This is a genomic window from Ktedonosporobacter rubrisoli (genome assembly GCF_004208415.1).
GTDB lineage: Bacteria > Chloroflexota > Ktedonobacteria > Ktedonobacterales > Ktedonobacteraceae > Ktedonosporobacter > Ktedonosporobacter rubrisoli.
The window spans coordinates 5365788-5382755 of sequence record NZ_CP035758.1; the positions used below are offsets into that span (position 1 = coordinate 5365788).

Here is a 16968-nt window from a genome sequence, read left to right on the forward strand (position 1 = left end):
GCGTTCTTCCTTGCCCCGATTTTATTTTCAAGAGAGGCTCGGCCTCAGGCGATATCGGCTTTTAGTCGGATCGGCACGGGCTTTGCTTTAGGCTCATGCAAGAGATGCTGTAAAATCAGGCTGGAAACCTGCGTGGCCTCAAGCGTAGGCTCTTCTAGAAGCTCAGGGAACTGGGTCAGCAAGACTGGCATATATTCAGGAGCCTCGGCCACACGCCCATGTGAGCCGCGCACGAGCGAGGCATCCAGGGGGATTACATCCAGCAGCGAGCGCAAGCCCAACCTTTGCTGCAAAAGCTTGCGACCGATAGTCAAGCGCGGAAAGCGCAAGCTTGGATCAACGAAGAGCTCAACTGGATCATAGCCGGGCTTGCGATGAATATCCACGGTACGCGCATAATCAGGCGCCCGCTTATCGTCGAGCCAGTAGTAATAGCTAAACCAGGCATTGGGCGCAGCCACGACGACAAAATCACCGGAGCGCGCATGCTCAAGCCCAAAGGCGCGTTTGCCCTCAACATCCAAAACTTGCTCAACGCCATCAATACTACGCAGCAACCTCCCAACTTCGGCCATACGCCGCGCATCATTGACGTAGACATGGGCAATTTGGTGATCGGCAACGGCAAAGGCCGCGCTGGCGCCAGCGTCGAGCAGCTCATGCCCCTGCTCCTCGCGTATCGCCAGCAACCCGTACTTACGCAGTTCGCGATTCAGATGAATGGCTCTGGCTACAGGCATAATGCCGTATTCGGACAGGAAGATGATACGTGCTCCGTGCGCGGCATAGAAATCCAGCAACTCGCCACAGAGCGCATCAAGCTCGCGCAAGTCGCCTTCGATACAGTCTGCATGCGGGCCGTAGCGCTGCAGACAATAATCAAGGTGAGGCAAATAGATCAGCGTGAGGGTGGGATCATAATACTTCTCTAGCATTTGCGCGGCCTCAGCAATCCAGCGACTTGCAGCCAGGGATGAGCCAGGGCCCCAGAAATTGAAAAGCGGAAACTGACCCAGCGCCGCCTGTAACCTGCCCCGCAAATCGGCAGGCCGCGTATAGATATCCGCGAGCTTTCGCCCATCGGCGGGATACATCGGGCGCGGCGTGACCATGTACTCAACCGGCGCATACATGTTATACCACCAGAAAAGGTTAGCGCAGGTAAAGTTTTCATCCAGCGCTCTCGCCTGTTCCCAGATGCGCGGACGCTGCACAAGAGAAGCCGCTTGCTGCCAAAATTTGACAGTACATTCATCCCGAAAATACCAGCCGTTCCCAACGATACCGTGTTCACCTGGCTGGCAGCCGGTCAGAAAAGTAGTCTGCATAGAGCAAGTGACCGCTGGCAAACTGGTTTTAATGCTGGCAAGAGCTCCTCTGTACATAAAAGCCGTGAGCCGGGGCATCGTGCTATTTAGCATAGCGCTCGTCAGACCCACGACATTGATAACCACAGTCTTATGCATCTTATGTCCCCCGTACATGGCGCTGCGCATAGATAGTCAACCCAAACATAAGCAAAGCCACAATGACCATCTGATAGCAGCCAGCAACGGCCAGTACCAGCGCATCAAAGAGCGATATTCCCCCAAGTAAGAGCCCTACTGAGCGGTCAATATGGCGCTTTTGCCGATGATAGGCAAAGGATGCGCTATACGTCACCCAGATAATAAAAGCAAAAGCTAAAGCACAGCTTAAAAGCGTCACATGCACAAAGAAATACCCGGAAGGCAGGAGTAAGAGAGCCGCTATACCTGTGTGGGCTGAATTTGCCTCGTGCTCAAACTTCGACACGGAACAAATGGCCACGATATAGAGCAAGAGGAGGAGAGCTGGCAAGAAAAGGTTCGCCAGCGGGAAAGAAGATAGGGCGAGGAAAGCCGTAGCATATACCATGACACGACAAAAGGCCATCAGCCAGGGGGCATAGGAATTTCCCTTGTGCCATTCATCATAAGCAATAATCAACAGGATCAGCAGCAACCCACTCAGGAAGGCCAGCAAACCAGCGCACAATAGCAACAGAGCGCCGCAAGCAAACAGAATGCCAGCTCCAAGCAAAGCCTGCTTACGAGAGAGCAAGCGTGCTGGGAGAGGCCGTTCGGGCCTTTCGCGACAATCGGTTTCATAATCCAGCACATCGTTGAGATACATTCCTGCTGTATAGAGCAGAACCATACTACAGGCGATGGGTATAATCCTGGCATCAGGTACTGCCAAGCCGGCAAGGGCAACTCCCACCAGCACATTGCTAACCACCGTGGGGCTATTCGAGATGCGCGCCAACATAAGATGGGCAAGCAAGGACTGTAGCCAGGGATGTCGAGCCGCAAGCTTCCCTCTCATCGCAAATACTCCAACACCCAGGCGTACTCACGCGCAAGCGAGTCCTCTAGATCTTTTTTCAAAGCTGCTGGCAGAACGCTCCAGGTATACGTCTCTATCTCCAAATGCTGACAGAAGGGTTTCTGCTGAAGAAGCTTCAGGGTTGCCAGCAAGGTTTCCTGCGTCGATTGTAGCATAAAGAAGCGCTCCATAAAGATAGGTACATGAAAGTGAATGCGCCACTGAGCCGCCTGGCTGTCCTCGATATGAGGCAGGGCATCCAGCAGGTCAGCGTAACGCACAAAGCTGCCATCGCAATTCAGTTGCCCGACCTGGTGCAGATAAATCGACTCGGCAAATGGAGCCAGCAGGTGGGCCAATTGCGCACGCGTAGCCTTATCAGGCGGAAAAACTACTTTTAGCGCCGAGCTCAGCTGCACCTTGCCAACTTTAATACCCACGCGCGCAAAGTTCTGTAAAACTTCCTCCGGCTCTTCATAAGCTACGGCCATATGACAGGTATCCAGGCAGACCCTGATATGCTCAAGGAGATAGTCACGTGCCGCCTCCTGAGAGATAGCCAGCGCTTCAGCTAGCCAGCGCCCCCCGTATGGAAGTAGCCAATCGGTATAGAAGCGCACCACCTCAGCGCTATTCTCCAGCAGTCCATCGGGCTCCGGCTCAAGCGCCAGATAGAGCAGTTTAGCTTGCTGCTGTTTGATATGCACGAGCCTGGCCGCCACACAGGCAAGCTGCTGGGCAAAGAGACGCCAGCTTGCCGTGTCCTGCTCAGCAATCCAGGGCTTATAAGAAAGTGGACTGGTCGAGATACTGCCTTCAAGCCCAGCTGGCAATAAAAAGGCCAGGATATCGATCAGGCGCAAAGTATAGGCCACGCGCTCCTCGCTGCGCCAGTCAGGCGTATGGACAGCAGCCTTAACAGGTGCATTATGAAATGCGCCATAGGGAAAGCCGTTCAAGGTAAACACATAAAGACCATGCTGCGCTAGAAAAGAGTGGAATTGCGGTAAATGTTCGCCTTGTAAGAGCTCATGCGTCTCCGTAGCCGATAGACGCAGGCCAAGACCAAAATCGCTATGTGGAGCCAGACGCGCCTTAAGCGCCGGCACATAGTGCAGCAAGTTGGCATACACCTCGCTCCATCCGTTGCCAGGATGAATATTAGTGCAGTATGTCAGATGAAAAGGATATCCTGTTCCTCCATACTTATACATGCTTCCGTCCCTCCACTAGCGCTCCGTTTAGATAGTGCTTCCTCTGACTTCATTTGACGCGCGCCGCCTGCGGGCGGCGGTGGGAAAGGGAGAAGCTGGGGCACAGCCCCAGGCCCCAGGTCAAGGGCGCTCCCTTGACAATCCCGCTGGTTTCCCTCACCACAGGAATCCTGAAAGACCTCTAGCGCTCCGCTTAGATAGTGCTTCCTCTGACTTCATTTGACAACGGTGCCCCCTTGACGATCCCGCTGGTTTCCCTCACCGCGTCAATCTTGACAGATAGCAGCTGCCTGCTTACTCAAGCGGCAGGCGAAATTTTGCTGACTGGCGCAAGAACTCTATCGGGTTTTCATACACTATCTTGCGAATCAATTGCTCAGAATGGCCCCGCCGACGCATCTCCAGCACAAAATGAGGGATAGCCGTTGGCAAGCTCGGGCCCCAATCGCAGGCAGAGGCCACGCAGAGCCGCTCGCTCCCGTACATCTCAATCATATCGACAGCCCGGGCCGCAGACGTCTTTGTCTGCGGATAGAGCGTCAAGCCTGTCCAGAAGCCATGCGCAAGAATCATTTCAATCGTATGCTCCTCGGCATGGTCGATCATGACTCTGCCCGGCTCAAGACGACCATCGGCGAGCAGCGCATCAACAATGGCCCTGGTACCCTTGAATTTATCTTCCAGGTGAGGCGTATGAATATGTATCAGTTGCTGATGGCCTAAAGCTAGCTCTACGTGGTCAATAAAAGTAGCCAGCTCATTATGCGTTACACGATTTACCCCAATCTCTCCAATGCCCAGCACATTTGGCCGTTCCAGGAAGCGCGGGATGATCTCCAATACCTCGCGGGCCAATTCTCTATCCTCGCCCTCTTTAGGATTGAGGCACAGCCAGCAATAATGTTGAATACCATAGCGCGCGGCACGCGTTGGCTCGAAATCGGTTAAACGATTAAAATAGTCAACAAAGACGAGCGAAGATTGACGGTCATAGCCCGCCCAGAAAGCCGGCTCGGTGAGCGCTACACAACCGCTGAGCGCCATCTGCTCATAATCATCTGTCGTCCTGGAGACCATATGAGCGTGCATGTCAATATATTTCATCGTAACCCTTCCTTATCTCTATGATAATCATAGGCCCCAAAGGCGCTCTTACGATCCAGCTCTGACAATGGCTCCCTGGTGGGATCGCTAAAGATCATCTGGATTGTGCGCACGCGATAAGGCGCTCGGGTACAGAGTGCCTGTAGCCCTTCGCGCATCGCCATCATTCTGAAATCCTCTTCGGCATTGCACTCCACAGAGCGATCAATGCGATCTAAAAAAGCTGCCACATCCAGCAGTTTCGCGCGCACATCCATAAAGTATTCATCTATCAGTTGCTGCTGTGATAGCCGACACGAGCCCTCATATTTTTTCATCATATTTGCGCAGTACCTGCTCCCGGAAGTGCCTCAAGCATCGATCCGCCCTTTTACGTTGCTGGCAGCCCTCAGCGTGGGAAAATGGCAAGCCCACAGCCTTATCCTACAGAAGGTGGCGAGAGTTAACGCTACAAGTCCAAAAAAGGCCTGACGTCCGTAATAGCTTGAGGGATTCGGAACAAGCACGTCTCCTTTCTGACTCTCTTACCGGAACAACTGACGTTTTCTGAGGAGCGCAATGCTCTGCCCCAATACATTTCTATCAAGAGCACCCACTTCGGTACTTCGGCCAATGCGCTCCAACAAAGGAAGGGTAAGCTGGCCTCCCAGGTGCTCCCTGAACTCATCCAGGCCAGCCAGGATACAGCGGGAGTTCTGACAATCGTGCAGAGACTGATCCAACTCAGGGGTATAGATAGCCAGGTCCAGCAATGACAGCACGCGCAAGATACGTAGCCAGTCCTGCTCTGGCAGCAAACCTATCAGGTAGGCATACGTCGTGTCAAGGGCAATGCCAATCGCGACGGCCTCTCCATGGCGTAGGCTATGGCTCGATAGCTGCTCCAGCTTATGAGCCGCCCAATGGCCGAAGTCCAGCGGTCGGGATGAACCTGTCTCAAAAGGATCGCCACCATTGGCGATATGCTCAAGATGAAGTTGCGCACAACGATAGATGGTCCAGCGCATGGACTGCATATCGCGCTCAACCAGCCGGCGTGCCTGTTCCTCGATATAGGCAAAGAAACGCTCGTCTTTGAGAAGAGCCACCTTCACAGCTTCGGCAACCCCACTACACCAGTCACGCTGCGAAAGCGTCGTTAAAAAATGCTCGTCATTGAATACGGCGACGGGGGGTGCAAATGTACCGATAAAATTCTTCTTACCAAAAGCGTTAATGCTATTCTTGACTCCTACCCCCGCATCATTCTGGGCCAGAACAGTTGTTGGCACCCGTATCAGCCGTACTCCACGATGCGCGGTAGCCGCCGCATAGCCTACCATATCCAGAACCGCTCCCCCTCCAATCGCCAGCACGTAGGAATGGCGACAGATACCATAGCGATGGATAGCTTCCTGAATAAGCGCCACATTCGCAAAATCATTCTTTGCGCCTTCTCCTCCCGGCACCTGTAGCGGGGGACAAACAAGTTGCAAAGTTTGGCAAGAAGCGAGGCAATAGGCCTCAACAGCCTCGGAAAGAGCGGGATGATGGCGACAGACGCCAGCGTCTATGACACACAATATCTTCTGCGGCGCATGCTCTTCGCCGGCACCGATTACCTCGCGCAGAAGAGCATTCTCACAAGCGAAGAGATGGCTGGTAAAATGCACTGCATAACGATAATTTACCTGCACAGTTTGACACAGAGGTTGCATGACTCAACACCACATACACGTTTATTTGACCGCACTACACAAACCCGCCCTCTACGCTGCTGAGCATACCTTGTCATACCACTAGCACTAAGTACAGTGTACTCAACATACAAAATTGTCGGGACGTTTCCTATCAGAGCATAACTATCGGCAAAGCTGGACAATTCCTTAGCTCAAATAGGGCTCCAGGCTCCCCATCATAGGCAGCGCTGAAGCCCTTATCTATTATCCCAAACGTGGCAGAGCTAATCCTTCCAATCGCCAAGGAAGACTTTATCCTTCTCTTCCACCTGTGCGCCTAGCATAGGGTGCAGGTCCATGGCTGGCGAATACTTGCTCGCCGCTGGTGTTCGTCCCAGGGCCTCGGCCATAGCGCGCACATAATGCGGAGATCCGCCGCAGCATATGCCAATATAGTTTATGCCAAGCGCTCTGGCGCGCCGCGCAAAGTCGGCCATTTCAAAACGGTTGTGCAAAAACGGCTCCAATCCCAGGGGAAAGGCTCTCGCGCCATTCTCCAGTTGCAAAGATTCAAAGGTAAGGGCACCTTCGTGCGTCTTGTACGGCACTGGCTGGGCCGCGACATAGCCGGGCACCGTGGCCCGTATCTTTTCAATTAGCGGGAGCATGGTCGCAGGCCCACGATCACAATTTAAACCTACGATGTCAGCGCCATGATCGGCAAGAATCTTGCAGGCCTCGACATAATCGTAGCCGTCGCGCGTCTTGTCGGGCTGCACGGTCGCCAGGGTTACCATTGCCGGCAAGCCCAGCTGCTTGATGACTTCCAGGCCAATCAAGGCCTCACCAAGATAGTCATTAGTTTCTGCAATCACAAAATCAATTCCCTCCTCCACAGCCCAGCCAAGTTGCTCCTCGTACATACCGCGCACGACTTTGGAGCTTTCCGAGACATTCTGCGGATCATAGGCCCAGGTATTACAGATATTGCCGGCCACAAGTGCATCACCCTCACGCGCAACCTCGTTGGCCAGGCGGACGGCCTGCCGATTCATCAACTCAAGATCATTCTCACGACCCACATCCTTTAGCTTCTCGCGATGCGCATAATAGGTAAGCGCTACCATGACTTCGCAGCCGGCACGCAAATATTCGCGATGCAGCTCTTTCACCGCCTCGGGAAAATCCAGGACCACCTCGGGCACATAGGGCCCGGCCTTGATATAGCCGCGACGCTCTAACTCAAATACATAACCTTCGCCGCCCAGCACTACCCCATTGTCACGTAAGCGCTCTAAGATACCTTTGCTCGTTGCTCGTTGCATAGTTGTCTTCCCTTCTCGCTAATAAAGATTTAAGCAGCCTTGTCCATCCTAAAACGTGACGCTTGCCTCACCGAAAACGCGCCGGCGAGAAACTGCTGATATCATAGGTTGTTCCCGCCTGCAGGGCCAGTTGCATAAGCACGCGGCCAATCCAGGGCGCATATTTATAGCCGGTTCCGCGCCAGCCAACTCCAACGTAAACATTCTCGTACTCCGGCACCTCGCCCAGGATAAAATTATCATCGGCGACAAGATCATAGAAGCACTGGTCAACGTCCTGCACATCGACGGCCTCGGCGTCCTGCAGCTCTGGCATGCACGCCTCCACAAAGCTATGGACATCGCGAATCTGCGTATTCAACTTTTGAATGTCCGGCGGATTGTAAAAGCCGATCTTGACGCCCGGCGTTTTCCCGGCATAGATGGGATGCCCGTAAATACCCACATCAAGATAGGCAAAGACAGGTAGCACATCGGAGGTAAACTGAGCCCGCTTGTGCTCAGGCGGGATAAAATATTTACACTGGCTGGGGCGATCCGGCTGCAAGGGAAAATGCGTCCGGCAGCCTGGCATGCGCTGCAGAATCTCATTTGTGCCCAGTCCGGCGGTAACCACCAGCTTCCTGGCCGTGTACTCACCAGCACTACTAGAGATCGTCACCCCCTCGGCCTGCTGCTCGATCTTCTCAACCTCGACATGCTCGACGATACGCACCTTCTTCTCACGCAGAACCTCCTGCAAGCGTTGCGTCACCGCCGGCACGTAGAGCAGGCCAGCCTCGACATCCAGCCGTCCCAAATCAGCCACAAACTGCGGAAAGCGCTCTTTCAAGGCTCCCTGATCCAATGCTTCCGACCTGAGATGCAGCTCGCTTAAGGTGCGAAAACTCTTGATGGCATATGTTTCCTCCAAGGCAGGCGTAACATCCTCTTTAGCAATGTTGAGGCAACCACACTCAAGCAGGCAAGGCTCAGCCGCAGCGCGCTGGAACTCCAGCCACAGTTGGCGCGCCTCATAGGCCAGCCGCGCATAGAACGGATCGAGATAGTCATTTCTAATTGAGCGCGTACGACTGAACGAGGCTGTCAACGGATTGCCCACATACGATTTTTCGAGAATAGTAATCTCGTCAACCAGCTCGGCCGCATAATAAGCTGTAAACAAACCCATCACACCACCACCAATAATCACCAGATCCTTGATCTTTTTACTCATTACTGCCTTTCCCCCTCTCTTGCTCAACAAACGAAAACTCGCTTGCCGGCGCTAGCATTTTGTGTTCAAACAGGCGCATAGTGGGCGCTTGCCCTTCTGGAAAAGTATAGTACTTTGTCGTTTGCAATCGTAGCTCAGGCTGAGCCCCGCTTGCACGCAATATACCATTATGCAAACGTATCCACTCATAATACAATGGCGCTAAGGCATAGGAAGCGTAACGATGGGTGGCAAGCTCTTTGAGTTGTGCCCGTGTATAGCTACTCCTCAGCAACACGAGATTAAACCAGTTGTCGGCATGCAATTTAAGCGAAGAATAGCTTAAAATATCAGTAACCTGGGCAATTTCGCCCAAGAGCTTTGTATCTATGCGCTGCATCTCATGAAGAGCATGCGCATCAACAGGGGTGCGTTTACAGCTGACAAAGCCAACAAAATACAATTCGTTGCTAGATAATAGCTCCTGGGGACCATAAATAACGATACGATGTGAACGCGCATGCCGTTCCTCCAGCGTGTAAAGCCAGGGCAAGCCCTGCTCTTCTGCCACGCCTGGCGAATGTAGCATTATATAGAGCTTAATGGCCATATACCTGAGAATAATCAGATCAAGCTTGCCTTTCCGCAAACTATAGCCAGAATTATCGACAAGAGGTAGATCTGTTGTGGGCTTTTCGTGCACGTACATCCCGCTTTGCTCCTTGTTAACAACCAGATTTGGCCATAAGAAGAGACATGAGATCTTAGCATCGCCACCATCATGAAGGCTTGAACTAGATTAAGCGTTGCTTTTATAATTCATAGGTGCAAGCATTTTCCGCTTCTTGATTTCATTTTTAGTTGAATACAAGAAGTAACAGGCTTGCCGATAAGATCTCAAACAGCAGATCAGGCAAAGCTCAGCAATAAAGAGCTAGAACGCCACAAGAAATGAAGTTTTAAAGTTTTTGTGCGTTTTTGCCTGGTTATAGCAGGTCATTAATGGAGGTGCTAGTGATGGAATCCTGGAGCGTGGGTAGAGGAGCAAAAGAGAGGGCGAGCGTTAATCATCATCGTCGCGGGCGCGAGAGTGCCATTTTCACTACTAAAAGTCTTCAGACAGAGCAGTGATCCCAGAAGCAGAGAAAGAGGGGATTTTGCCAGGTCAGAAGCAGACAACAACTGCAGGCAGCGAGGAAAGGCCTCAGCAAAATCCCTGAAAGCTCTTCCAGGCGAAATTCGTCGATTTTGTCTCATAGATGCAATCTCCCAAAAATTTGCTTAATTACCATTTCGGGATCAGCTAATGCATCCTATCCAGAGCTGGCTTACTAAACTTCTCCCGATTAAAAGTTCGCGGCCAGCCCGGCAAAGCATCATCTCTTACTTGCCTCGCATACATCCATACAACCTGACAGATCTCATGCCTTTTCTATGAAATCTTTGTTCGACCTGAGTGTTTTATGAACGCACGTGTGAAGAGAGGTTACTTCTTATTTAATTGTAAAGAAAGGTACAATCATTTGTCAACAGAGGTAAGCCACTTTTTTTGCAATATTGAAGAATTTCGCTCCCTGCGCGGCAAGCCTGGAAAGGTGCAATTGTTCCCCTTTCCAGGCCAGGTTACTTTGCCAACCCTGGCAACTATTTCCATGTTAAGCGTCAGCAGCCAGGGAAGTACCGCATTTTGTGCAAAAGGCAGCATTAGCCTTAACCTCAGCCTTACACTGAGGGCAGAGTCGTTTATGCAAAGACAACGGTTTACCACAATGTGAACAATAGAAATCCTCAGCCTCATTTATTTCCTGGCAATTGAGGCATTGAATCTGTCCTGGTCCGGGCCTGGGTCCTGTAGCAGATTGCGGAGACGCCGAGGCGGGATTGCCGGTCGGCGGTGCCTGCCTCTGCATTTGCGCCTGCATTTCTGGCGGCAAAGGCCCAATCTTCACATCAGCGCGCTGCCGCATCACAAGCGTATCCAGCGTACTTAAAAGCTGCCCTTCCAGCACAGCCTGGCGCAAGACGCCAGCGCCAGCAGTCACAGCCAGAGGCCACAAGAACAGTATGCCCAGGGCACCTGCCGCCGCCTTATCTATCCATTCCTGCTCGCTAACCATAGCCATTACCCCACCGGCCGAACGCTGGATAGTAAGTGTAAGGGCCGCGCTCATGCCGATGAGCGTCTCCAGGCTGCCGCCCTTCTTCAACTGTACAATCATTCGTTCACTATTGCCCAGGTGCTGCACCTGATAGCCCTGTATGAGAAATGTCTCTTCAAGATCGCGCGCCAGGCGCTCAATATTGAGATCAGGAGATTGATAAAAGCGTGTATCCACAGCATATTGCCTTTCTTCGCTTTTAGAGCTTTTCTATCTGTCTATTATGACGCTTCAGAAGGGCAAACGTCTATAGGTCATATGTCACGTGAAGCACCCCGTGCCTAGAAGGCCTGTCTTTTATACACAATTTACAAAAGGAGATGAAAAGCAAGATGAACGCCCTCCAGCCATGCCTGGACACGGAGCCAGCCTTTCCAAAGCGTTTTCCAGCCGGCAGGCCCGTCGCCACGGCGACCCAAATAGCCACCCAGTTGGGCAACAGCTTTCCAGAAGGTTGCCGTGCTCATTTCCCCTGGAATGCGATCCGTGTGCGTCGCGACCAGGGCGAGCACATCGTGTTCGACCACTTCCTGGGCCGGGCGTTGAGGATCGCAACGAGCGAGATTGCGCAATTGCAGCAAACGAACGGCCAACGGCGACAACAGACCCAACAAGCGAATCAGGCGTGCCACCGATTGGACTTGCCGTTCTTCGATGCGACAGCCCGTTTTGAGACACTGGTGAGAGTCTTCGACAGTCCAACGGCAAGCATACCATTGGACATGCTCCCATGCTTGGGCGATGGTGGTCGTGGGCACACTGGTCAACAGGAGCCATTCCAACGGCTCTTCGTCGGCAGGCGTGTCTTCTTCCCACACCCGGATCGCCCAAAGAGGGAGCGGCTCGGTGCCGCACCGCTTTTCCCACCGAGGCGCCATCACGCAGATCGAGCCAAAGGAAAGCTGCACTTCGCTTTGGCGTGCTCTTCGCCCATGAGTTCGCGGAACCAGAAAGGGGTGGCTGGCCTGAACCGGCCTGGAGCGGATGGTTTCCAACAACTACTGTTGTGGCTCCACTTCTGGCTCCACGCGCCGATTTTCAAACACCCGCACCAGAAACGCCGTGTGGTTGGCCTGGCATTCCAGAAAGAAAGGGAACAGATCGGCTCCTCGATCTCCCACATGGACGACGATCATCTCTGCAGGAAACGGACCCAGCCGGCTGACCATGCGCATCCAGACATCTGTCTCGCGCTCCTTGCGCTGGTGGCGCTGACTGCGGGTTTCTCCTTCTGGGATGGGCGTGCGCACAAAGGGTTCCTGCATGGCGCACCCCAGCACTTCCCTCGTGTGGGGGACCACGGCCAGCACCGTTTGCAGGAACAATCCACGTCCCTTCTGGTTGCCGATCTGACCCAAACCCTCCATCTTCTGGCGATGCGTGAAATCCAGATCGGTCGTATCCTGAACCAACAGGGCCACGGCCTGCTTTTCTCCCCGTTCGCGGGTGTGGTGGAAGTGTGGTTGCATCAATGCCTCAAAGGTCACATCCAGATCACGCGAGCAGTCGATACAAGGCTATCGTCTCTTTCCACGTCTGCATTTGGGCGGGCAACGAGGCCGAAGCATCGTTGGCCATGCGAGCAGCAATTTTGACCGCACGGCCTCTCCGACGGAGGTCTTTCAGGTGGCACGGTCCAAAGGTCTCTTTGTCCCAGGTTTCTGGGTTCAGAATCGCTTTTGGGTTCATCCTCCTCTTCTAACCCTTTGTAAAATCTGTATAAAAGACAGGTCTCAAGGCAGGGGTTTTACGCGGCGTATTGATAAATTTATCCTTCAGGATAGAGCAGACAATTTTTCCCCCAAAAACGAACTATCTGGCCCACTGTGTACCAGAGCAAAGCCTGATAACCAGGGACCAGATAGCCCTCTTAATCAAATCCAGAAGCTCTTAATAGGGTGTTTCAAGAAACATTCTTAGCAGGTAAAAACCTGGTGTTTCATATACAGTTAAAACCTTGTGTACTTTATTTGCGGCGGAACCCTTAAAGAAACGGATCAGAGCGCCGCTTCTTGTTGGATGCCATCTTCTTGGGGCCCGCTACCTTCCAGTACCCTATCTAACGTTTCACGTTTAATGTAGAGTAGAATGCCAGCGAGGTATCACAAGAGATCCTTTTCCGGCACCCCCTCCCCGAACCGTACGTGCGCCTTTCAACGCATACGGCTCTCCAGTACCGCACTTTCAAGAAACAGACATTATTTGCTGCACTGCTGGTTTAGCCATAGGTGCAGCAGGCGCCGGCTCATCTTCCAGGCCAGCGCATCAGGCAAAACTCGCCAATACAAATCTTTCGATTCGCATTAAAAGGATTGCCTACCTACTTCCTCTACAGAGGCTGTGCGCCCCAGTGGGCGACTGACAGCTCATCATTACCTCTGATCTCAACGACCTGCAGTCCTGCAAAAACCCGCGAGCCGGAGCGAAAAGTTGCTCCGTATTTGGCATAGATAGCAGCAACTGGCATTCTATGCTTATAGGCCAGCGTCTTTACTAACGACTGCTGCATAATCCACTTCAGCTTTTTCAAGCTATAGCGATTATGGGCCAGCTGATAGTATGCAACAAATGAACTATACTCCATCTGGTAGAGCCTGACGATCGCGGCATCGCTCTTATGGACAAGCGCCCCACGATGAACGGCCTTCCCATTTTTCATATATCGCTGGCATCTGGCTTTGAGAGCCTCCGCCGGAATACATAAGCTGAGAGCATGATCCACCTTCTCATTGCGCCCCGTCTGACCTGCTCTTCCCCCACCAACCTGGACCGCGTAGCCAGAGAAGCGAGCAGATTGTTTACGAGCATGCGTAACGCAAAGCTTGACCTGGGAGAGCTCGCACCTAAGAACCTCCTTGAGAAAGAGACTCACCCTTGCTTTGATCTCCTCAGCTTCCTGCCTTGTCCCCTGCAAACCCAGAAGGAATTCGCCACCACAGCGCACATACTTACTTGTGTGAAAGGCAGGGCTACTGGCCTTTCCACCCGCTAAGCGTGATACGCTCCTGATGGCTACATTAGGCTGCGACGACAAGGCTGCGGCCCGCTCCGCATCTTGTTTCGTTCGAACAGTCGCGGCTTGCTTCCCCTCCACAACCGCGAGTTCGCATTTTACAAACGCGTCAAGCTTAGTGAGATAGAGACTGATCAGCAGTGTGCCAAGCTGCGGACTACCCCCCAGGACAGCCATCAGGCGTTCATCAGCCAGATAGCCAGCATCTAACCACAACTTGATGAGCCGTAGAAATCTACCATCCTTTATTTTCTCACTGAGCAAGGCTAAGAGGACCTGTTGATCCAGATTAGCCAGGCTAGGCGAAATATCCCCTTCAACAAACCAGACAGGCGCCGACCAGGTAGACAGCAACTCCTGTAAGGCCTTCTGGCGTTCATGGGCTGGCTGGAAGCCATGTGAATATGCACCTGGCTGGGGCGTATAATACGCCTGCAGGATCATTCCCATGACTTCCATGACTACAACATCTGCCCAAACAGGTAAATCAGGCATGCGTTGCCCGACTGCGTTTTTCCCCTCTGTACAGGTTAAGCTTTTCCCCCCCATAGAGGCCAGCAATGCGGGCCTCCATCTGTACCGTTCATTGCGCAAAATCTCAATGATGGCTTCGACTTGCTCCAGTGACACATCAGCTACAGGCTTTTCCGTAGTTTCTGGTCTAATCGTCCCTTTATGTAGGCAAATGTTGTTATAAGCCGTGATATACAGCTCTGGATTGAAGAGGAGGCGGTAGACCCGCTCCAACGGCAACCCTTTTTTACCTCGTTCTTGAATGAGCCCTCGAATAGTTTCGGCTGTTCGCATCTCGCGTACCATTCCTATGCAAGACTCGTCGGTACCTACCCTGCTCCCCGTTGTCAGCGGGAAGCTCTCCCTCTCGTTAGAGAGGTGCCCCTTCGCCATGTACGCAGCTTTCCTGCGCTCAGACTACTATGGGGGTTCCGTGACCATAGGTGTCGCCACCCGTAGGCCATCCCACAGTTCTTGTGGTCGGACATAAAGTGTGTTTAGGTGCCCATTTGTTTCCTTAAGAGAGTTATTTACTCCCCGTTCACTGCAGAGAGCTTTGGCGATCCGAAATCGCCCATCCTATCGCATAAGATGTGTATTGCAGTGACATCGCTTCAGGTATGCTGCGATGAGTGCAGGCTTCCACTACTGGAAACTCGGGTTCGACAAAACAGCCTCACCATGCACACAGGACTCGCGGGCCTTTACTTTACATACCTTCAAGCACTCCCGCTTTAATGCCATGCTATTGTCCCCTCAAGGTTTCCCCTTCAGGTAAGGCATCGTCCTAGAGGTTACTTGCTCTCAACCTCTGCCAGTTCCACCGGCGATCCGATCAATTTCTCCACAATACTGCGGCGCACGCGATAGGCCTGTCTTTCGTTGACATGAGGCAGAATCACAGCCTCAAGCGCCCCTTGTTTCACCCAGCGTCGTACAGTCGTGTCGTCTACACGGAGAATACGGGCTACTTCAGATACGGTTAACAAGTCACTCATTAGTTTTACTCCCTTTCTTTGGCTCCACAGCAACGAAGCTTATTTTTACTAACCTTAGAAAAAACAACGTCACCGGTAAAAGCTGCACTGAGCACTGTATACGAATAATACATACCGCGACATTGTACACACATTGTACTATATTGTGCGCCGTCTGTAAAGAAACAGAGCAACAAACGCGGAAATGTTACGAAACTCCCATGGGGTTGGGAAAACAAAAACAGGTTTTCTTCTTTATTCCCAGTAGCAGCCAGGCGGTTATAGAAATAAACGCTGGAATATTTTTTATTCGTCTGCAGATGACCTACATTGCTACATAGGCTATTGAGGAGCGAGCCATTTGAAGGCTAAGATAACATAAGTAAACCCTGTTGCCATTGGTTATTTAGCACGCTTATAAGCTCGCTCTATGTGCAAGTTTTCCCTTTTTCCTCCAGCGCTTTGCACTTTTCCCTCACGCTTAGAAGGTTCCCAGACTGTACAAAACCTTCTGCTTGCGCCTGCTACCTGCCCTCTGATCTTCTTCCACAAGATATTGTCTGCTTCTCTGTTTAATACTTACGTATATGTTTATTTTTGAGAATCATGTTCGCAAAATATAGTACTAAATTGTGGGAGATAAGCGTAACATTACTTTCCTATGCTCCTTAACTTTCCCTATTTTCGTCTTCTTTTTCTGCCTGAGGACAGCAAACTGAAAAGAAAATGTGGATCACGTCGCGAGCTAGCGAATTACGTCGCGATCTTGCGGACTCTCACATCATAATCCCTTTTTAGCGAATTACAATGCCTTATCCTACGGTAGATAACTCTACAGGACAAATTTACTACTTTACGTTTTTCTAGAAACAAAGTATGGAAGCTGTTAGAGAAGCTTCCCATACTCTTTCATGGGGAACACTACTGCCTAATGCACAAGTAAAGCGGCGACCAGGCGCCCAAAAAAGTTGATGAATGGATTGCGCGGCCCTTGCGCGTGAACCGCCGGGCTTGTGGGCTGCGATGCTTACATAAAAATACCTCAAGAACGACGCCGCTAGAGGAGCGTTCAGCAATATGCATTTGACAAATCATGGCCCGGGTTGCAAAATACATTTTCTGGTAAAGAGTTTTTCACATGCCATGATCTGCCAGCTATCCTGAAACACAGCTACACCGAATGCAGTTAGGTTGGGGCAATTCCTGGACTATAGTCTAACACAGTAACTGGACTATATCCACAATAGAGTAAGTGTGTCATATGGTAGCTTGCTTGTCAATAATTTCTCGATATATTCTCTTGCATAGAAAGAGCAGCAAATGTAGTAAATAGCCTTTGAGCTAACACTTTCTATGCACCCGGACCTATCTCACAGCGCAGAGGAAAAGTGAACAAAGCACAGGCACTCATCGTGAAGAGTGGGCCCGAGAATTTGTCCTGGAAGCGCCTGTGATGCTCTATTC

General features: G+C 51.9%; 15 protein-coding genes. All 15 read right to left on the reverse strand.

All coding sequences use genetic code 11. The features are described 5' to 3' along the window. Positions 1 to 44 precede the first annotated feature (44 nt). Complete coding sequence (locus tag EPA93_RS23430; RefSeq protein WP_129889830.1) at positions 45 to 1466, reverse strand: alkaline phosphatase family protein; 1422 nt, start codon at positions 1464 to 1466, stop codon at positions 45 to 47. A gap of 1 nt (position 1467) precedes the next feature. Next, positions 1468 to 2346, reverse strand: coding sequence for a UbiA family prenyltransferase (locus EPA93_RS23435; protein WP_129889831.1), 879 nt, complete (start codon positions 2344 to 2346; stop codon positions 1468 to 1470). Then, a complete protein-coding gene (eboE, locus tag EPA93_RS23440; RefSeq protein WP_129889832.1) occupies positions 2343 to 3560 on the reverse strand; it encodes a metabolite traffic protein EboE in 1218 nt (405 codons plus the stop codon). The genes EPA93_RS23435 and eboE overlap by 4 nt, the downstream gene beginning before the upstream one ends. 294 nt (positions 3561 to 3854) lie before the next feature. Next, a complete protein-coding gene (locus EPA93_RS23445) occupies positions 3855 to 4664 on the reverse strand; it encodes a TatD family hydrolase (protein WP_129889833.1) in 810 nt (269 codons plus the stop codon). Next, positions 4661 to 4984 (reverse strand): hypothetical protein, encoded by a 324-nt coding sequence (locus EPA93_RS23450; RefSeq protein ID WP_207229637.1) that lies wholly within the window; start codon positions 4982 to 4984, stop codon positions 4661 to 4663. Before EPA93_RS23450 ends, EPA93_RS23445 begins: the two co-directional genes overlap by 4 nt. A 204-nt stretch (positions 4985 to 5188) precedes the next feature. Further along, on the reverse strand, positions 5189 to 6361 hold the full coding sequence (locus EPA93_RS23455; protein WP_129889834.1) for a 3-dehydroquinate synthase: 1173 nt from the start codon (positions 6359 to 6361) through the stop codon (positions 5189 to 5191). Between the two features lie 245 nt (positions 6362 to 6606). Then, positions 6607 to 7647, reverse strand: coding sequence for a homocysteine S-methyltransferase family protein (locus tag EPA93_RS23460; RefSeq protein ID WP_129889835.1), 1041 nt, complete (start codon positions 7645 to 7647; stop codon positions 6607 to 6609). Positions 7648 to 7714: 67 nt separating this feature from the next. Then, positions 7715 to 8863, reverse strand: coding sequence for an FAD-dependent oxidoreductase (locus EPA93_RS23465; RefSeq protein WP_129889836.1), 1149 nt, complete (start codon positions 8861 to 8863; stop codon positions 7715 to 7717). Continuing rightward, positions 8856 to 9551 (reverse strand): hypothetical protein, encoded by a 696-nt coding sequence (locus EPA93_RS23470; RefSeq protein ID WP_129889837.1) that lies wholly within the window; start codon positions 9549 to 9551, stop codon positions 8856 to 8858. The genes EPA93_RS23465 and EPA93_RS23470 overlap by 8 nt, the downstream gene beginning before the upstream one ends. A gap of 946 nt (positions 9552 to 10497) precedes the next feature. Next, the gene (locus EPA93_RS23475; protein WP_129889838.1) at positions 10498 to 11178 is read right to left on the reverse strand and encodes a zinc ribbon domain-containing protein; all 681 of its coding nucleotides are present in this window, start codon (positions 11176 to 11178) and stop codon (positions 10498 to 10500) included. Between the two features lie 131 nt (positions 11179 to 11309). After that, positions 11310 to 11999: an IS4 family transposase gene (locus EPA93_RS49920; protein ID WP_242527477.1), complete on the reverse strand. Its 690-nt coding sequence runs from the start codon at positions 11997 to 11999 to the stop codon at positions 11310 to 11312. Continuing rightward, positions 12000 to 12413, reverse strand: coding sequence for a hypothetical protein (locus EPA93_RS49925; protein WP_242527478.1), 414 nt, complete (start codon positions 12411 to 12413; stop codon positions 12000 to 12002). It abuts the gene before it with no gap. An 82-nt stretch (positions 12414 to 12495) separates the two neighbouring features. Further along, positions 12496 to 12690: an IS4/Tn5 family transposase DNA-binding protein gene (locus EPA93_RS49930; protein ID WP_242527479.1), complete on the reverse strand. Its 195-nt coding sequence runs from the start codon at positions 12688 to 12690 to the stop codon at positions 12496 to 12498. A 640-nt stretch (positions 12691 to 13330) separates the two neighbouring features. After that, entirely contained in the window at positions 13331 to 14920 is a 1590-nt protein-coding gene (locus EPA93_RS23485; RefSeq protein ID WP_129889839.1) for a reverse transcriptase/maturase family protein, read from the reverse strand. 401 nt (positions 14921 to 15321) lie between these two features. Beyond that, positions 15322 to 15525: a helix-turn-helix domain-containing protein gene (locus EPA93_RS23490; protein WP_129889840.1), complete on the reverse strand. Its 204-nt coding sequence runs from the start codon at positions 15523 to 15525 to the stop codon at positions 15322 to 15324. Between the last annotated feature and the right edge of the window lie 1443 nt (positions 15526 to 16968).